The sequence below is a fragment of the Bacillus cereus group sp. N31 genome (genome assembly GCF_016483245.1).
Lineage (GTDB): Bacteria > Bacillota > Bacilli > Bacillales > Bacillaceae_G > Bacillus_A > Bacillus_A toyonensis.
In genome coordinates this window covers 1-17,465 of sequence record NZ_JAEHCH010000010.1, presented here as the reverse complement: position 1 = coordinate 17,465, position 17,465 = coordinate 1, and the positions used below count along the sequence as shown (strand labels likewise).

Sequence of the window (17,465 nt, the reverse complement as noted above, 5' to 3'; positions counted from 1 at the left end):
AAAAATTCTAAATTAATTATATTAAAAGAAAATTAAAGTGGCAAGTAATATCCTATTAACTGCATATACACGGCGTGCTTCCTATTGAATAACTTTGGGAAAATAAGGTACTTTCACTTGCCAGCAAATTATTAAACGAGGACAGAAATCATTTTAGGATAATATGCACCTATCTTTTCTCTAAGCTTTTCAAGTTCTTCTTTATTTAAACTTGTATGCTCTCCATACAAGTTTATCGCGTCCGCTCCATTTTCATGAAAGTACACTGTAACATATAGTGTCGGTAACCCTATATCGTCTTCATCTATAGACAAGACAACATCTGGTATTTTACCAACAGTACTAAACATTTCATTTCTTTTCCATTTCTTATTTTGAAACATAGTTTGTATATCATCTATCTTTCGTTTGTTATCCGTATGCGTATAATATATAACATTATCCTTCGCTGGTTTTCCAATAGATAAAGTTGTACGACTTGAGGAGGTTTCATTGTTACACGCTGTCATCCCGATGAGGAAGCTGAGCAATAATACAACGCACATTACCCTTTTCATATCAATCCACCTCCTTTTGAATATATATATTCCTTTACGAGGGGCAAATGTCCTGTGATTTTATGTTTTATGGTAAATGAAATTATATGAACAATTTCCCAGTTATATCAGCACAATTCAATTTATATCAGCGCAACTCGATTTATATCGACTTACCGACAAAACCTGTCAATCCACACAAAAAGAAAGAGGCTGCCCTTTATGACAGCCTCCCCCATTTTTAGAAGAATAAATGTAAGAAATCTTCTGTTGTAATATTACCGAAGTAGCGTGCGATATCTACGCCTTCTAAAGCTGCAGTGAATGCATCTTTATCGAACTGTACGCCTGTTAAGCGTTCTTCAATGTCATGAACATCTAGTGATCCGAAGAAGTCACCGTAAATTTTACATTCTGTTACTGTTCCTTTTTTCACTTCAAGACGAACGTCAACTTGTCCAACTGGGAAACGGTGCGAATGTTGTAAGTTGAACTTCGGAGATTTTCCGTAGTTCCAATCCCAATTGCGGTAGCGCTCTTCAGAAAGTTTGTGTATTTCTTTCCAATCCGCTTCTGTTAATTCGTACGTTGGAATTTCTGTTTCACCTTCGAAAATGGTTTCTAGAAGAAGTTGTCTAAACTCTTCTGTCGTCATTTTTTCGTTTAAGAACTCTGTAATGTTCGCAACGCGGCTACGGATTGATTTAATTCCTTTTGATTGAATCTTATCCATTTTTACTTTTAATGCCGATACGACGTGATCGATTTCAGAGTCAAATAGTAACGTACCGTGACTGAACATACGACCTTTCGTAGAGAACTGCGCGTTACCTGAAATTTTTCTACCTTCAGCTAAAATGTCGTTACGACCACTTAGCTCTGCATTTACGCCTAATTTACCAAGCGCTTTCGTTACAGGCTCTGTGAATTTTTTGAAGTTGCTGAAACTATCTCCATCATCCTTCGTAATAAAGCTGAAGTTTAAGTTTCCTAAATCATGATATACTGCACCTCCGCCTGATAGACGACGAACGACATGAATACCTTTTTCTTTTACGTAATCTGCATTAATTTCTTCTACTGTGTTTTGGTTTTTACCAATGATAATCGAAGGTTCGTTAATGTAGAACAGTAAATATGTTTCGTTAATATCTAAATTCTTCACACAATATTCTTCAATCGCTAAGTTTATTCTAGGATCTGTAATCCCTTTATTATCAATAAATAACATCGTATCACCTCATGAATTCCATACGTAGCCACTATGAGCTAACGTAATATGGCCACTGAAAATTTGTTTTGCTTCTGTTACTAAATCAGATGGGTTTCCTATATGCGGTAAGTGCGTTAATAAAAGTTCTTTTACATTCGCATCTTTCGCAATACTTGCCACTTCTGTACTATTCATATGCCCTGCTTTTGCAGCCTCTTGATGTGCATACATATTACACTCACAAATGAAAAGATCCGCATCTTTTGTGAATGGAATAAATTCAGGAATATAACTGGAATCTGCGCTATATACTACAGCGTTACTACCAGCTGTAATACGCATCGCAAAGCATGTAACAGGATGAACAGTTTTTAAGAATGAAATAGAAAACGGTCCAACTTGAAGTGTTTCTTCTGGGTTGTACGCGATTCCTTTCGTATGCGGTGCATGCGTTAAAGAATGGAATCCATTCTCGTCAAACGTATGACCGTATATTGGCAATTCCGGTAGTTTTCCCTTTGTCGCACTTGTAATTAATCTCGCATATTGCAATACCCCAATGTCTGCAACATGATCGTGGTGGTAATGCGAAAGTACAACTGCATCTATATGAGATGGTGTTATATATTTTTGAAGCTGTGCTAGTACACCACTACCACAGTCTACAAGTAAACGAAAACCATCGTGTTCAAACAAATACCCCGACGTTGCTTCTCCCGCTTCTGGAAAGCCGCCCCAAAAGCCGACAACAGTCATTTTCATATGTATCCATCCTTTCTAAAACCGAGTAGGAATGCAGTTTTTCTCGTACTTGAGAAAGTTTTTTACTCACATCCTACATTGTTAACTATAATCCATTTCCTAAACTTTTTCATTAATTTTCAATTTTGTTATAAAACAGTTGTTGACTTTTGTTCCTTGTACTAATACAATGATAGTAAGAAATGGAAATGGAGGGATTGACATGATCGATCAACCAATGGAGTTTTTCAGAAATTTACCGACGAAAACTTGTGCGCATTGTGGGAAGGAAATTGATGAGCAACACGAAGCGTACCATAATAAATGTGACGATTGCGTTCACGAAGAATAGTAGTTTGTGAACAGAAAAAAACCTAGCAGACATAGTCTACTAGGCTAATAACATCGTATCCTTCATCGTTGAACCTTTCACCAAGAGCTCCAGTTCAAACTCATACAATTCTTTTTTACGATAATTTTTCGTATGGATTTTATCCATCATCAGGTCGACAACTTTTCGAGCCATTTCATCAATTGGCTGTTCCATTGTCGTAATACCTGGTTCTGTAATCTGCGATAAAATTTGATTATCAAAACCGATAACAGCGAGATCCTCTGGAATACTCCAGTTATGGCGTTTCGCCTCTGAGATAATTCCAGCTGCAACCTCGTCGCCTCCTGCCAAAATCGCGGTAGGATTTTTTTTGTCCTTTAATACTTCATGGAATATTCGCTTCCCATCATCCCAAGAGAAAGCGTTTTCAAGAAAATCAATCGCTTCTACTTGGCGGCTCTTCTCAGTTATTGCACGTAAAAAGCCCATTTTCCGCTGTTGGCTAACAACTTTGGTTTCGTTACCACGGCAAAAAATAAGATTACGATATCCTTGTTCTAATACATGATTGGCAGCTATGTATGCTCCTTGTGCATGATCAAATTTCACTGTTGGAACATTTGCTTCCTCAATATATTCATTACATAACACGATTGGACCGTGCTGTAAGTACGGCTCTACATCTTCCCATGGATTTTCTAGTGAACATAGAATAATCCCATCTACTTGTTTCGTAGATAATAATTGTAAATACTCCATCTCTTTTTCTGGTAAATATCTTGTTTGACAAATAATCAGTTTATATTTATGCTCAGAAGCAGCAATCTCGATTGCTTCAATAAATCTACTAAAAAAAGGATTTGTAATCCTTGGAACAAGCACCGCAATTGTTTCTGTTTTTTGTTTACGAAGCCTTCTCGCCGCAGAATTAGGAACGAAGCCTAAATGCTTCATTGCTAATTGAACCCTTTTTTTCTTCTCATCTGAAACATATGGATGATTATTGATCACCCTAGAAACCGTTGTCCTTGATAACCCCGCTAATTTCGCCACGTCCTCGATAGTCGACACGAAATTCTCCCCCTTTGCATGAAAACGTTTTCTTATCCTGATTATATAGTATATTATTGGAAACTGCAATATAGGTTGTTATGATTTTACTATATTAATATTATACATAGGGAAAAGTCTGTTAATAGTAGGGGAAAATGTATTACTTTTAGAAATTTACAGTGATCATATTTATAAAAATAAAGGATGATATTTCATGAATCGAACGGATCGTTTATTAGCGATATTAATTGAATTACAAAGAAAACAAACTGTTACAGCACAAAGTTTAGCTGGAAAATTTGAGACAAGTATAAGAACTATTTATCGAGATATGGATGCACTTAGTGAATCTGGTGTCCCAATTTTTGCAATGCCCGGCCACGGCTACTCATTAATGGATGGATATTTCTTACCACCCATTCAGCTTACGCCTGAAGAGGCTGTTACCCTTTTATTAGGCGGTGATTATATCGAGAAAACTTTCACTTCTTCTTTTTCTGCACATGCACAATCGGCAAAAGAGAAACTTGAGGTTATCCTCCCTACTGATCAAAAAAAGAAAGTTGAGGGGTTACGAGGTACTTTCCGTTTCCTTTCTCCTATATTTTCAAACCAGCAAGCCGAGGAAGAAAAACTAGAGAACCAACTTTTCTTGCTACAAGAAGCAATTCAAAACGAGCAAGCAATCTCTTTTTCTTATCGTAAGCCAAGAGAAACCACAAAAATAGAGCGGACTGTTCATCCTTACGGTTTAGTCAATATTTCAGGAATTTGGTACATCGTTGCTCATTGCTTACTTCGGAAACAAATACGTAATTTTCGTTTAGACCGTATGGATACATTACAGCAAAAACAAGAATTTTTTACAAAACCGAAAGACTTTTCTTTACAAGACTATCAACCTGAAAACAATCGTATTGTTACGATTCATTTATTGTTTCCATCTCATATTGCACATAAAATTATTGAGTCACGATACTTTTTTATAGATTCATACGAGCATAAAGATAATGGTTTCCATGTCTTTTTGAAATCAAGAAACATAGACGAAGTATTTCAGTGGGTATTAAGCTTTGGGAGCCAAGTGCAAGTACTTGAGCCAAAAATTCTTTCTGAGAAAATCCGTGATGAAGCAAAAAAAATGTTAAAACTTTAATTTTTATATTTCACTACTGACATAATGTTGTCAGCATTACTTCTTTATAGTAGGTAGTAACAAATACAGTTTCATAAAAAGGAGTTAGTGATATGAAGAATTTTGAAGAGTTAGCAACGTACTACATAGGGGAATTAGAAAAGTACTCTATAGAACAATTTAGGATGAAGCCTTCTAGTGAGGAATGGTCTCTCGGTCAAATGTATAATCATTTAATTGCTTCCACATACATGCAATTAGATGCAATCACAAAATGTAAAGGCCAAACACCATCAGTAACTAACAAAAAAACGGATATGGGTGAAAAAGTATATAAACTTGGTGCTTTCCCAGACATACAAATCAAAGTACCAAATCATCCTGGATATACGCCAGAAAATCCAATTAACAAAGAAGAAGTACAAGAGCGTTTTCTGAAATTAATTACAGTTGTTAAAGACATTGAACCAACAATTACTTCTATTCCAAGTGCTTGTAAAGTCGAACACCCTGGGCTTGGTTACTTAAATGCGGCAGAATGGTTTCAGCTCATTTCTATGCATTTTGCACATCATCTTCGTCAGAAAGAAAGATTGGAAACAAAAGTTTTATAATTCTACTTCCCACATATCCTTACAGTTTAGATATTTCCTGCATAAATCCAGCCATGCTCGCTAATAAACTAGTGAAAACGAAAAGTGCAAGAATAAGAGGAATAAGTAATAACTAACTGTAAAGATGAAAAAAACACCTTCACAGGTGTTTTTTTCATCATAGAAATATCTTAAAATAGATATCTATTGTCATTTATTCAATTAAAAATCTTTGTTACATCATAACGCCATCATTTTTGAATGAATACCATTTTCCATTAATGAAATGTTTGCCCACTGCCATTGCACCATTGGATTGTAAATAGTACCATTTTCCATCTTTTTGTAACCAATTTGTTTTCATCGTTCCATCTTCATTCAAGTAGTACCATGTGCCATTCACTTGTACCCAACCAGTTGTCATTGGGCCATCATAAAAGTAATACCACTTGCCATTGTAGTTTAACCAACCTTCATGATTCGCTCCACTTTTCTCATCAAAGTAATACCAGTCACCATCCACTATTTCCCATCCAGTCACCATAGATCCATCTGGATTAAAATACCATGAAGTGCCGCCTTCAGCTAGTTTCCCTGTACGCATAGCACCACTGTCATCGAAAAAGTAGCGCTTTCCTCCTTCATCTAACCAACAGTCTTTCCATCCATTTTCTGAACTTTTCATCGTGCCATTTGAGTTCAGATAATACCATTTTCCATTATCTTTTACCCAGCCTGTTTTCATTGTGCCGTCTGTATTCATGTAGTACCATTTTCCATTATCTTGTACCCAACCTGTTTGCATCTTACCACCTACAAAATAATACCAGCTTCCGTTATAGCTTAGCCAGTCATTATAACTAAGCCCCTTATCGTTAAAATAGTACCACTTATTATCAATTGAAGTCCAACCTATTGCCATTGATCCATCTTCGAGAAAATAATTGCCTGTATGATATTCCCCAATCCAAGCTTTCGTAAACATCTGCCCATTATCTGGATTTAAAAAATAAGTTTTCCCATTATATTCAAGCAATCCGTAATGTAGCTTTCCACCTTGATGTACATAATACCACTTTCCACCATACTGAATCCAACCTTCATTGGCATACATTGTACCGTCTGCTCCCAGTAAGTAACCCTCATATTGATATACAATATGACCTGTTTGCATTTTTCCATTACCATCAAAATAGTACCATTTTCCACCATCTTGTAACCAGCCTGTTTTCTTCATACCTTTTTGGTCATAGAAATACCATGTATCCCCTACTTTTACCCAACCACTTTGCTGAATTGTCTGCTCTGCTTTTGCAGTAGTCTGTTTTACATTATCTTGTTTTTCAGCATGTGATACCGCCGGAACTATAACCATAGCAGACATTAAAACTGGTAAAATAACTTTCTTCATTTTCCATATCCCCCAAATAATGAATAATTTTTGTTTTTATTTCCACAAACAGTATTATATTACGCTACTTAGATATAATCAACAGTTTTTGTAATACAATCGTAATATTTTTAAATGAAATGAAACGAAAGTAGAATTAACGTCATTAAATTCACTTTTTCGTTACATTGTAGGTGATATTACACATCTATCAACTTAAAATATTACTTGTTCTAAAACGAAAAGGATGAGCCGAATTTTCAGTACTAACTATAAACAGGTGAAATTTTCATTATGTGGGGATGGGTATGTCGCAAAACCTCATAAATAAGTGCTTTTGTGTGGCTACATCTTCATAAAGAAAAAACACTCTTATAAGAGTGTTTTTTCCATAATTTTTTAGCATGAATTGAGCAGGCCCTTTTAAAAATAAAGAAGAGACATCTTAAGGTACCTTTTTTATGAATAATCAAGCATCAGACTCTCATTTCATTATAAATATATAAAATAACTTTTCACTATTTTCTATTTTAGGTCCTGACGTCAAAATACGGATATTGTACGTTGAGCCAATCTACAGCACTCATTAACTTCTATTTCCTGTTCGATTGTATTGCCATTTCAATTGGCCAGGGGGGATGTTCATTCCAAATAACAAATTCTTTTGAATTGCAGAGTTGACGAAGTGAATATCCTCGAAATTACTTCAAACATAAGACTACTAACTTGCAAGAAAATCCCCCTTCCTTATTACATTTATAACTCTTCCCACCTCGTCCAAACTTCTCTCCCGTTTATATGGTACATATTATCCTCCCGATTCATAAAGCCGTGCACGATAAACTCTCTTCTGATCGTACAAAAATCATCATGATATTGTTTTATGAACACATTCATTTCTTTCTCTGTATATTGATTTTCAACGTTTAACTTGCTAATCAAATGTTCTAATAACACTAATTTTTTTTCTTTTGACCTGGAATCGATTTTAAACGATCCTCTTTATCGAAAAAGTTACGAATGGTCGTATCTCTAAATTTCATTTCGCTTTCGGTCATTTTGTTATTCTCCATCAGCTTTTAAATAATGAAACTTTACTGTTTTTCTTTACCGTTTTTCTTTATTCTTTCACTTAAAAAATCAATAAAGTAATATCCACTAATTAAAATGTAATACGTTACAATCATTCCCAATATATCCTTCATGCTCGTATGTTCTTTTTTGTGAAATAAAATCGGATATAGTGTATAAACCAAGAAGGTGATTAGTGGATATATTATAAAATAGAAGCAAGATTTTTGTTTCATCATATCAACTCTCCTATTCTAGTTTTCTCTGTAAATTGCTGTAAGTCCTTTTCTTTCGTTTAGACTGCAATTAGAAGTTAAAGATTATCCTTGTTCCAAAGAAAATACGGATGAACTGCAACTACAGCAAGATGTATAAGCCATTGAAGAATTGAAAAACCTTCTTAAAAAACCTGAATTAACGGAAGAAAAAAGAGCTCAATATTTATTTTCAATTATGGCTTTAACTCCTTACACACAATTGCATGAAATACTTCCCCTCTTGGACGAATCGGATATGTGGATACAAGAGAGAGCGGCTGAAATTCTAGGTTTCCATAGATACGTGCCAGCTAGCGAAAAACTAAATTGGGTTAAAGAACACGGACAACATAACGGGAAAATGGCAGCTGAATTAGCATTAAAAAGAATAAAAATGGAATGAAAGAACGAAAAGAAAAATGCTCTAGTAACAACAATCTTTATGAACAGATCCAATAAAAAGAGCCTGTATCGATAATCACTGAGTAATTATTGATACAGGCTTTTCATTCCAATGTTTCGTTATTATAAATATTTACCTACAAGGTGCTTTTTTTAAACTTCAATCGATTGATTTTCAACAACATTTCTAAATTGTCGTTTGTGCATCCAAGTTAAGGAAGCGATTGTTCCAAGTGATAATACGACGATAAAGATCATGAGTATTCCTATGTTTTGCCACATGAAGTTAAAGTCTCCGCTTGATACGACTGCTTTCAATCCTGATACAGAGTATGTCATCGGTAACCACGTATTAAATGGTTGTAAAAACTTCGGAATCAATTCTAGTGGGAATGTTCCGGCACTCGTTGTAAGCTGAATAATTAATGTGATGATGGCAATAAATCGCCCTGCATCACCGAATGCTGTTACTAAACATTGAATTAATGCGATAAATGCTAAACTTGTAACGATGCTAAAGAGTATGAAGTATGGAATGCTTTGCACTTCTACACCTAATCCGAACAGTAATATAACATCTGCTACTATCGCTTGAATAATACCGACTGATAGTAGTACGCCGAACTTACTAATAAACCAGCTAAATCCTGATTTTGGAACTCCTACTGTATCGCGTAATGGGTATACGATAGATAATAGTAATGCCCCAACGAATAAACCGAGTGATAAGAAATACGGTGTAAATCCAGTTCCGTAGTTTGGAACTTCCGCTAGTTTCTCTGTCTTTACTTTTACAGGGTTTGCAAACATATCAAATGTTTTATTCGTCCCTTTCACTTCACCAGTTTTCTCTGCCCCTTCGCCAAGCTTCTCAGCAAGTTCACCTGAACCGTCGTTTACTTTTACGAGGCCATCTGTTACTTTTCCTGAGCCATCTGCTAGTTTATTTACGCCGTCGATTAGCTGGGTTGAGCCGGTTGATAATGTACTTAATCCTGTTGTCACTTGACCGGAACCATTTTCTAATTGCGTTATTCCGCCTGACATTTGGCCCGCTCCTACAGATAATGTATCTAAACCGCCTGTTACTTGGCTTGAGCCGTCTGCTAATTTCGTTACGCCTACAGATAATTGACCTAAACCGCCTGTTACTTGGCTTGAGCCATCCGCTAATTTCGTTACGCCTACAGATAATGTACCTAAACCGCCTGTTACTTGGCTTGAGCCATCTGCTAATTGATTTACTCCTGCAGATAATTGACCTAATCCTGCTGTCACTTTTCCTGATCCGCTTTGTAATTGCGTTACGCCATCAATTAATTGAACCGATCCATCTTTTAATTTATCAGCACCTATTTTTGCATTATCTAATCCCTCACCAAATCCATGAAACTTACTAACAAATTCATTTTGTGCGTTCGTTAGTTTCTCAATACTACCTGCTAGAGTTTTCACCCCTGCTGGATTTGGTAATTTGTTTTGCAATCCACTTGTTTTTTGATCTATTTCGCCTTTTAATTGTTTTACTTCTTCATTTAATTTATTTGTTCCACCTGCTACTCCGGCAGCTTTTTGCTGAACTGTCGCTGTACTTTTTACAGCACTTGTTATGAATGGTTGTAACTGCTCTTGATATTCTTTTGGTAAACTTTCAATTTGCTTTTGTAAATTCGCTACCTCTTGCGCTGCGTTTTTGGCATCTCCTGCTGTTGATTGTGTAAGTTCATTTAACTGATTTACATTCGCCCCAGCTCCATCTATTTTCTCATTTACTGTATTCAATATAGAAGGAACTTTCGACTGCATTTCCTCTAAGCCTGCAGCAGACTTTTGTATGTTACTATTTAAATCTTGCAATCCCTTTTGAATTTCTTGAGACCCTTTTTCTAATTGACTTTTCCCTTCAGCAAGTTTTCCCATACCATTTGATAGATCAGTTGTTCCTGTTTTTAATTCACCGGATTTACTTACTAATTTGTTCAAGCCACCGGTCACTTTCTCAGATCCATCACGCAATTCACTTGTTTTGCTATTTAATAGATGTAAACCATCTGTTATTTTTCCGGAGCCGTCTACTAATTTCCCGATACCCACATTGCTATTTAGTGCATGTAAACCATCTGTTACTTTTCCAGAGCCATCTACTAATTTTCCGATACCTGCATTGCTATTTAATACATGTAAACCATCTGTTACTTTTCCGGAGCCATCTACTAATTTTCCGATACCTATTTGCATCTCACCTGTTTTGCCGTTTAACGTATTTAAACCTACTGTCACTCTTCCAGATCCATCAAATAGTTTCCCTACACCATCCCTCATCTCCCCAGACTTCCCTCGAAGTGTATGAAGGCCATCCGTCACTTTACTTGAACCATCATGCAGCTCACTTGATCCGTCGTGCAGTTTATTTGCACCTTCCGCTCCATCTGCTAATCCTTTTGAGACGTCTTGAATAGAATCAAACATTTTCTCTGCATATGTTTTCGTTAACGTACTTGCTACTTCACCTTTAATTTTTTCAATGGCTGTTCCACCAATTTGTGAAGATAAGAAGTTTAAGCTTTCGTTTGGAATGTATTCTAAGTTTAATGGTTTCGGATCATCTTTTAATAACGTTGTAGCGTTACTTGAGAAGTCATCAGGAATGCGTACTAACATGTAATATTTTCTGCCTTCCATTCCTTTTTTCGCTTCTTTTTCACTTACAAATTCCCATTTAAAACTTGTATTATCTTTTAAGTTATCTACGAGCCCTTTTCCGACCTCAATTGGTTTTCCATCAAATACTGCACCTTTATCTAAATTGACTACCGCAACTGGTAAATCATCTAACTGTTCATACGGATCCCAAAAGGCCCATAAAAACATACCCGCATATAATATCGGCACGAATAGAACCGCGATAATTGGAATTAATATTTTTTTGCTTTTCATAATTTCAGTAAACTCTTTACGAAGTAACTGATTCCATTTCATCATTTCTCCCCCTTTATCAAAATGACTAAAATGTTCATTTAGTCATTTTCACCCAAACAAAAAGGCTATACTTATTCATACATATGCCTTATCCCCGAATTTATACTATGCAACTGTTCCTTACTATGAAGTGAATATTTATATTATCCCTCCTAAAATAAATATATGACTACTTTGTTCAATTGGTCACTTTTTATAATAATAAAAGGATTATCTTAGTTTGACAATCCTTTTAATAAATAAAGTTCAAATAATTCTGCAATTTTTTCTTTTTCTAGCGGTTCATGATTTTTTTCCCAATCAAAAATGAGTGATACGTATAGGCGAAGCATAATAAATGCTGTAATTTCTGGGTCACATTTGCTAATTTCACCTTTTTCAATCGCAATCTTTAAATACGATTGAATGACAGAAACGATTTCCACATCTACTTGTTGCATCACTTCTTGTACTTCTTTCGTTCCCATATCTCGCTCTTCTTGAATTAACTTAATCATGAGCTGATGTTCTTTTCTAAATTCCAAGATGCTATATAATGCTTTATGTACATTTTCAAAAAATGAAACATCTGAACGAATTGCGTTTTCTGCAACTTGCTTCATTTCTGTAATTAAATTAGAAATAATTTCGCCAAATAGCTCTTCTTTATTTTTGAAAAAAGTATAAATCGTTCCTTTTCCTACATTCGCTAATTTCGCTACTTGATCCATCGTTGTTGCTTTATAACCGAACGCTGAAAAAGACTTTGTTGCAGCTTCAATAATAGAACGTTTTCGATCTATCGCCACATCGTCACCTCCAAAAATGACCAATTGGATAATATAGTCAATCAGTACATATTTGATATTACCACACGCTCACATTCTATACAAGTTCTCTTTTTTAATTATTCCCAGTATGAAAAAATTCCAGTCCATTCATATAATACTGTCATAGTGTATCAGAAGGAAAGAAAAAAAGAAAAGGTATTCTTAAGATGTATAGATAAACCTTACTTAACGACAACAAATTTCCCTTTTTTCAAATAATCAAATGAAAAAAACAAGAAAATCTTTACAATTAATAGTAATATAGAAAATAGACAAGTTTATCAAAATAGTGGAGGCTTTTTCAGTCATGATGCGTGCGCTTCGTTTAAGTATAAAGCAAGCTTTTTGTAATCGTGTTTCTTTAATTATTATGTTTAGTGGATTAGCTCTTATCTCTATCTATCATTATTATTATGTAATTCGTTATATTGGAGACGGAACGGATGCGTTTGTAACAACGGCTTTTAAATGGATTGGATTTCGCGACAATGAAATGGATGTTTATTTATTATTAATGCCAGTTATTGCAAGTATCCCCTTTAGTACAAGTTACAACTCAGATAAATCAGATGGTTTTAAGACATTTATAAGTAAAGAAATTTCGTTACTTCCTTATTCAGTAACGAAATATATCGTTACATTTTTTTGCGGAGGACTTCTTTATACGTTTCCATTTATCTTATCATTATTATTTTGCAAATTAACCATTCCAAACGGAGCACCCGCAGCGGGTTCAGGTATTATAAATGACAACGGGATGTTCGCAAACTTATATTACGGCTCCCCCATCACTTATATTATTGTATATATCGGAATTAATTTTTTATTTGCAGGGTTAATGGCTCTTTTAGGACTTGCTGCATCTGCATGGTCACAAAAGGACTATATGGCGATTCTGTTTCCATTTGCAGTTACCTCCATTCCTTACGTCCTGCTCAATACGATATTCCCTACAATAGGCGGAGCACCTATTCATTTATATGATCCAAAGCAACCGTTACAGGGCATGTCATCGTATATATTAACGATACAATGTGCCTTCTTCTTCTTCTTCAGCCTATGCATGTATATAAAAGGCGTACAGCGTGATAGAAAAAGGTACAAAAGAAGATTGCAAAGAAGGGATCGGTGTAGAAAAGCGTTTCAAGCATAAAAACCTAATTTCCTCATGTCTTCTTGGAAATTAGGTTTTTTATTCATTTACGGCGTACCAGCCAATCCCCATAAAATAACAACAGCTACAAAATAAATCGCTTTAATAGCTACTACTAAACATAATAAAATAATTGCATATTTACTCAATTCTCTTCTTGCACCTATTAAAGTAAAAATCACTGCCAAGCTAAATGTTATATATGACGTTGTTGTATTTATTAAGTTATACGTAATATCTAAATTTTGCGTAAATCCTGTTACTTCAGCTATAAACTGAAGCATGGCGATACTACTAAAAAAGATTGCGATTTGATTCATTAATTTTCCATTTAGTTGTACCTGCATCGTTGCCCCCCCTTTTATAAACCTGAATATTCAATTAATTTTACCATGAATTTTACAAAAAAGAGTTTCTATATATAATCTTTTGCAATTAGTTACACTCTATTTTCCAAATAAAATGACCACCGCTACGGTTTGCTTAAGAAACCCTAAAATTCCCCACAGAAATCAAGCTCTAAATAGCTAGATGCCCACCTCAAAATTCAGTGAATACAAGGAAGTCAGGTGGGAAATCAACTGCTCGTAAAAGCCCGATTGGTGAAGACTAATAATCGGAATAAAAGTGCACCTCCAATTGTTAGACCGTGTCTAACAATTGGAGGTGCACTTCATAATAATAGGTTTTTCTATAAAAAAACGAACAATACTTTACGGTGTCCCTGCCAACATCCATAAAACTACAATAACAACTATATAAATTATTTGTATTCCTATCGCCGAACATAAAGAAATAATTGCATATTTACTTAATTCCTTTTTCATACCCAATATAGTAAAAATCACAGCTAAACCAAATGCTGTATAAGTGATGCTCTGCCTTATTGTACCTAAATAATGAATACCTAGTGATTGCGTAAGACCTGTTACATCAGCTACAAACTGAATCAATATAAAAACACTCAAAAAAATCGCTAGTTGATTCATTAATTTCCCATTTAGTTGGGCTACCATATATCTACACCTCCCTTTCTACAAAACAGAATATTCGATTAATTATATCGTCAGATTACAAAAAAAGGAATTCCCTCTTTGTAATTAAATGACGATGCAAAAACAAAAAAAGAACGCTTAGTTACCTAAGCGTTCTCTCACTTTAAGAAGCTTTCTTCAAATCAATTTGAGCAAGTACTGGGTCGTGGTCGCTTACACGTCCATGCTCTTTCATAATGTTTGAGTTTAAGTGTACTGGGTCTACAACTGTGTGCGGTGCGATGTTGTTCGTTACTAAAATATGATCTAACACTTGTGCATTCCCTTCATGAATGTACGTGTAACGATTCTCTTTCGGCACAGTGTTTAGCATATCTTTTAAGATTGTTCCCTCTAATGCTTTTAGTGGTTTCGAGAACTCAAAATCGTTCATATCACCTAATACAACAACAGGTGCATTTGCATTCTTTTTCTGAATACCTTGTACGAAATGATTTACTTCTTGCGCTAATTGAATTCGTTTTTCTTCACTCTTTAATACGAGCGGCTGCACTTTTCCAAATGGCGTTGCATCTCCTAGTTTTGAGTTTAAGTGATTTGCAACGACAACAACGTTTTGTCCTTGGAATGTAAATTCTGCTGCTAACGGTTTTCGTGTACTATCAAATAATGCATTTTCGTCTCCAATACGAACTACATTTTTATCAAGTAACTTCGGTACTGTTGCTAATTTCACACGTGATGGGTTATAGAAGAAACCGACGCGAATGTTAGCTCCAGGCGCTCCCCCGTCTTGATTGTTGCTTGGCGCAATTTCTACATACTCATACTTCGGTCCGCGAATTTCTAGAACTGCATCAATGATACGTTTTGCGCTTAATGAAGCATCTGTTGTCCCATCATTAATTGATCCATTATTATCTTGCATTTCCTCTACACCGATAATATCTGGCATTTTTAAATTGTATTTAATAGAATACGCTAACTCTTTTACTTTTTCGTCCGTCGTTTCTTTTTTATTTGCTGAGAAGTTTTCAATGTTATATGTAGCAACTGTTAATTTATCAAGACGTGGCTGAATATTTGCCCCTACTCGCTTAAACCCACCGTCCACTACAGATGGTAATTCCGTCACTGGCGAAATACGGAACGAACCGTAATCATATCCTACTACCCCTGTTATATCTCCTGTGAAAGTATCTCCTACTTTTGCTACATAATCACGAGGTACTTTTACAGAAAGACGCTCTGGGTTTAATTGATTTTCATCTAAAAGAGGTGTACCATATTTCGTTACTACTTTATCCCCGCTATTTTTTACTGTTACATATAAATTTCCGTTTTTCTGAGGTGCAATAATTTTTGGTGTTGGCATCGTAACGCGCATACCTTCTATACTTTCATAAAAGTCGATTGCATCTTCATTTGGATCAAATAAACCGAATGCATCATTATCGATAATTTGATCAGGAATTTTCACACCGTTTTCTCCGAGTACAATGGGTGCTGGTAAAGGTTGATCTTTTGCGATTACAGCAACGCGACTCGCCTTAATTTCCGTCGTTGTTAAGTCTGTTTCAAACCTTTCTGCATATCCAGGCCCAACATATTCTTCTACTTCTCCATCAACTTGAATAAGGTCTCCAACTGCTACATTTGCATCTTTTTTGTATACGTACATACCTTCTGAAGTAGCTGGATCATTATCCGGCTGATTGTCTTCTATATAAAAACCATTTTTATCAAGCGCTGTTACAACGCCTTCCACATTGTATACGTTCTTCCCTTTGTAAAGAGAAATATGTGATTTCCCTTGAATATCATGAATACGAACTGGTTCATTATTTACGATAATAAATGAAAATGTAGAAATCGCCGAAGAAGTAAGTCCTTCTTTCTCTGCGATTGCTTTCACTACACTATTTTCATTCACTACAATTTGTCCGTTATAGCGAACGCTTTTATTTGTAGGATTAGAACCATCTAACGTATAGTAAATTGTTGCTCTTTCTGTATTCGTTGTTAATGTTACCGCTGTTCCTTTCGCAACTTCCCCGCCCCCAGGTGAAGCCACTACATCGCTAACACGGTTTTGTTCTTCCCCTTGAAACTTATGAGCTGTTACTGATTTTAAACCCGGACTACTAAAATATAATTCAAGCGTCCCTGTTAAGCTAACTTTCTTCCCAATATTTTCAGGATGATCTTTCACATTCACTGCCGATCTCACATCGCCTTTTGGCAACTGAACAGGCATGATTTTATCTGGATTTGTTTCGTTTGGTGAATCGGCAATTGCCACATTTGTGTCGTCAAACTTAGCCGGATCCTTCGTGTACTTAGAAGGACTTTGCGTATATCCGACAATATATCCTTCCACTATCTCCTTCGTTTTCCCTTGCTGCTTGAATACTTGAATTGCTTTTTCTACCGACATAGAAGTAGTTTCTTCTGCTTGTGCTAAAGTTCCAGTAAATGATAGTAATAGTAATAATGATAAAAAGACACTTAACAATTTCTTCACAGCTATTTTCCTCTCCCTATTTCATATTTTCTCAGCATATCTATCATAACAAATGATTCGTTATATAGAACTATATTTCGACAAGTTTTACAAAAAATTAATCTCAGCTATACGTTTAAAACAAAAATTACTTATGCTAAAAACAGATGGAATATGTAAGGTACAAACTTCTATTTTCCAATAAAAAACTACCACTTCATTAGTGGAGTGAACCCTGAGAATGAGACGATAAAAAACACCTCTCTAAATCGTAAGTATCAGTTATGATTTTAATGGAGGT

16 protein-coding genes and 2 pseudogenes are annotated in these 17,465 nt (G+C 35.4%); 5 read left to right on the top strand and 13 right to left on the bottom strand.

What is annotated here, in order from left to right; genetic code table 11:
• Positions 1-131 precede the first annotated feature (131 nt).
• The 3 genes from JDS81_RS14195 to JDS81_RS14185 all read right to left on the bottom strand — a co-directional run bounded on the left by JDS81_RS14195 (position 132) and on the right by JDS81_RS14185 (position 2,511).
• The gene (locus tag JDS81_RS14195) at positions 132-557 is read right to left on the bottom strand and encodes a hypothetical protein (protein ID WP_097953185.1); all 426 of its coding nucleotides are present in this window, start codon (positions 555-557) and stop codon (positions 132-134) included.
• A gap of 220 nt (positions 558-777) precedes the next feature.
• Positions 778-1,767, bottom strand: coding sequence for a lipoate--protein ligase (locus JDS81_RS14190; protein WP_097953184.1), 990 nt, complete (start codon positions 1,765-1,767; stop codon positions 778-780).
• A 9-nt stretch (positions 1,768-1,776) separates the two neighbouring features.
• Positions 1,777-2,511 (bottom strand): MBL fold metallo-hydrolase, encoded by a 735-nt coding sequence (locus JDS81_RS14185; RefSeq protein ID WP_097953183.1) that lies wholly within the window; start codon positions 2,509-2,511, stop codon positions 1,777-1,779.
• A 202-nt stretch (positions 2,512-2,713) separates the two neighbouring features.
• Here JDS81_RS14185 and yhfH point away from each other — a divergent pair, with 202 nt between their 5' ends.
• A complete protein-coding gene (yhfH, locus tag JDS81_RS14180) occupies positions 2,714-2,842 on the top strand; it encodes a protein YhfH (RefSeq protein WP_000567010.1) in 129 nt (42 codons plus the stop codon).
• 39 nt (positions 2,843-2,881) lie between these two features.
• Here yhfH and JDS81_RS14175 read toward each other — a convergent pair whose 3' ends face one another.
• Entirely contained in the window at positions 2,882-3,895 is a 1,014-nt protein-coding gene (locus tag JDS81_RS14175) for a LacI family DNA-binding transcriptional regulator (protein WP_097953182.1), read from the bottom strand.
• Positions 3,896-4,091: 196 nt separating this feature from the next.
• Between JDS81_RS14175 and JDS81_RS14170 the strand changes: the two genes are divergently transcribed.
• Positions 4,092-5,033 carry a helix-turn-helix transcriptional regulator gene (locus JDS81_RS14170; RefSeq protein ID WP_097953181.1) on the top strand — a complete coding sequence of 314 codons (942 nt, stop codon included), beginning with the start codon at positions 4,092-4,094 and terminating at the stop codon, positions 5,031-5,033.
• A gap of 92 nt (positions 5,034-5,125) precedes the next feature.
• The gene (locus JDS81_RS14165; RefSeq protein WP_097953180.1) at positions 5,126-5,626 is read left to right on the top strand and encodes a DinB family protein; all 501 of its coding nucleotides are present in this window, start codon (positions 5,126-5,128) and stop codon (positions 5,624-5,626) included.
• A 19-nt stretch (positions 5,627-5,645) separates the two neighbouring features.
• Here the strand turns inward: JDS81_RS14165 and JDS81_RS14160 are convergent.
• The 4 genes and pseudogenes from JDS81_RS14160 to JDS81_RS14145 form a co-directional block, all read right to left on the bottom strand.
• Positions 5,646-5,732: pseudogene (locus tag JDS81_RS14160) on the bottom strand (YknW family membrane protein); the annotation flags it as partial.
• Positions 5,733-5,840: 108 nt separating this feature from the next.
• Positions 5,841-7,016, bottom strand: a complete 1,176-nt coding sequence (locus tag JDS81_RS14155) for a glucan-binding protein (protein ID WP_097953179.1) — start codon at positions 7,014-7,016, stop codon at positions 5,841-5,843.
• Between the two features lie 735 nt (positions 7,017-7,751).
• Positions 7,752-8,053: pseudogene (locus JDS81_RS14150) on the bottom strand (DUF2087 domain-containing protein).
• Between the two features lie 36 nt (positions 8,054-8,089).
• Positions 8,090-8,305 (bottom strand): hypothetical protein, encoded by a 216-nt coding sequence (locus JDS81_RS14145; RefSeq protein ID WP_097953178.1) that lies wholly within the window; start codon positions 8,303-8,305, stop codon positions 8,090-8,092.
• A 274-nt stretch (positions 8,306-8,579) separates the two neighbouring features.
• On the opposite strand from JDS81_RS14145, the gene JDS81_RS14140 reads away from it, so the two are divergent.
• Positions 8,580-8,726 (top strand): hypothetical protein, encoded by a 147-nt coding sequence (locus JDS81_RS14140; protein ID WP_000264964.1) that lies wholly within the window; start codon positions 8,580-8,582, stop codon positions 8,724-8,726.
• A 152-nt stretch (positions 8,727-8,878) separates the two neighbouring features.
• Here the strand turns inward: JDS81_RS14140 and JDS81_RS14135 are convergent, their stop codons facing one another.
• Positions 8,879-11,704, bottom strand: a complete 2,826-nt coding sequence (locus tag JDS81_RS14135) for a YhgE/Pip domain-containing protein (protein WP_097953177.1) — start codon at positions 11,702-11,704, stop codon at positions 8,879-8,881.
• A gap of 215 nt (positions 11,705-11,919) precedes the next feature.
• Complete coding sequence (locus JDS81_RS14130; RefSeq protein ID WP_000963370.1) at positions 11,920-12,492, bottom strand: TetR/AcrR family transcriptional regulator; 573 nt, start codon at positions 12,490-12,492, stop codon at positions 11,920-11,922.
• Between the two features lie 328 nt (positions 12,493-12,820).
• Here JDS81_RS14130 and JDS81_RS14125 point away from each other — a divergent pair, with 328 nt between their 5' ends.
• Positions 12,821-13,666, top strand: coding sequence for a hypothetical protein (locus tag JDS81_RS14125; protein ID WP_097953176.1), 846 nt, complete (start codon positions 12,821-12,823; stop codon positions 13,664-13,666).
• A 47-nt stretch (positions 13,667-13,713) separates the two neighbouring features.
• Here the strand turns inward: JDS81_RS14125 and JDS81_RS14120 are convergent, their stop codons facing one another.
• The 3 genes from JDS81_RS14120 to JDS81_RS14110 all read right to left on the bottom strand — a co-directional run bounded on the left by JDS81_RS14120 (position 13,714) and on the right by JDS81_RS14110 (position 17,191).
• Positions 13,714-14,013 carry a hypothetical protein gene (locus tag JDS81_RS14120; RefSeq protein WP_001198065.1) on the bottom strand — a complete coding sequence of 100 codons (300 nt, stop codon included), beginning with the start codon at positions 14,011-14,013 and terminating at the stop codon, positions 13,714-13,716.
• Between the two features lie 366 nt (positions 14,014-14,379).
• Positions 14,380-14,682 (bottom strand): hypothetical protein, encoded by a 303-nt coding sequence (locus JDS81_RS14115; protein WP_000226526.1) that lies wholly within the window; start codon positions 14,680-14,682, stop codon positions 14,380-14,382.
• Positions 14,683-14,824: 142 nt separating this feature from the next.
• Entirely contained in the window at positions 14,825-17,191 is a 2,367-nt protein-coding gene (locus JDS81_RS14110) for a DUF6359 domain-containing protein (RefSeq protein ID WP_097953175.1), read from the bottom strand.
• Between the last annotated feature and the right edge of the window lie 274 nt (positions 17,192-17,465).

Excerpts from the sequence above, each read along its gene's own strand:
- JDS81_RS14185 (WP_097953183.1), bottom strand. The coding sequence starts at position 2,511 with ATGAAAATGACTGTTGTCGGCTTTTGGGGCGGCTTTCCAGAAGCGGGA.
- JDS81_RS14120 (WP_001198065.1), bottom strand. The coding sequence starts at position 14,013 with ATGCAGGTACAACTAAATGGAAAATTAATGAATCAAATCGCAATCTTT.
- JDS81_RS14165 (WP_097953180.1), top strand. The coding sequence starts at position 5,126 with ATGAAGAATTTTGAAGAGTTAGCAACGTACTACATAGGGGAATTAGAA.
- JDS81_RS14140 (WP_000264964.1), top strand. The coding sequence starts at position 8,580 with ATGTGGATACAAGAGAGAGCGGCTGAAATTCTAGGTTTCCATAGATAC.
- JDS81_RS14125 (WP_097953176.1), top strand. The coding sequence starts at position 12,821 with ATGATGCGTGCGCTTCGTTTAAGTATAAAGCAAGCTTTTTGTAATCGT.
- JDS81_RS14145 (WP_097953178.1), bottom strand. The coding sequence starts at position 8,305 with ATGATGAAACAAAAATCTTGCTTCTATTTTATAATATATCCACTAATC.
- JDS81_RS14195 (WP_097953185.1), bottom strand. The coding sequence starts at position 557 with ATGAAAAGGGTAATGTGCGTTGTATTATTGCTCAGCTTCCTCATCGGG.
- JDS81_RS14115 (WP_000226526.1), bottom strand. The coding sequence starts at position 14,682 with ATGGTAGCCCAACTAAATGGGAAATTAATGAATCAACTAGCGATTTTT.
- yhfH (WP_000567010.1), top strand. The coding sequence starts at position 2,714 with ATGATCGATCAACCAATGGAGTTTTTCAGAAATTTACCGACGAAAACT.
- JDS81_RS14170 (WP_097953181.1), top strand. The coding sequence starts at position 4,092 with ATGAATCGAACGGATCGTTTATTAGCGATATTAATTGAATTACAAAGA.
- JDS81_RS14155 (WP_097953179.1), bottom strand. The coding sequence starts at position 7,016 with ATGAAGAAAGTTATTTTACCAGTTTTAATGTCTGCTATGGTTATAGTT.
- JDS81_RS14135 (WP_097953177.1), bottom strand. The coding sequence starts at position 11,704 with ATGAAATGGAATCAGTTACTTCGTAAAGAGTTTACTGAAATTATGAAA.
- JDS81_RS14190 (WP_097953184.1), bottom strand. The coding sequence starts at position 1,767 with ATGTTATTTATTGATAATAAAGGGATTACAGATCCTAGAATAAACTTA.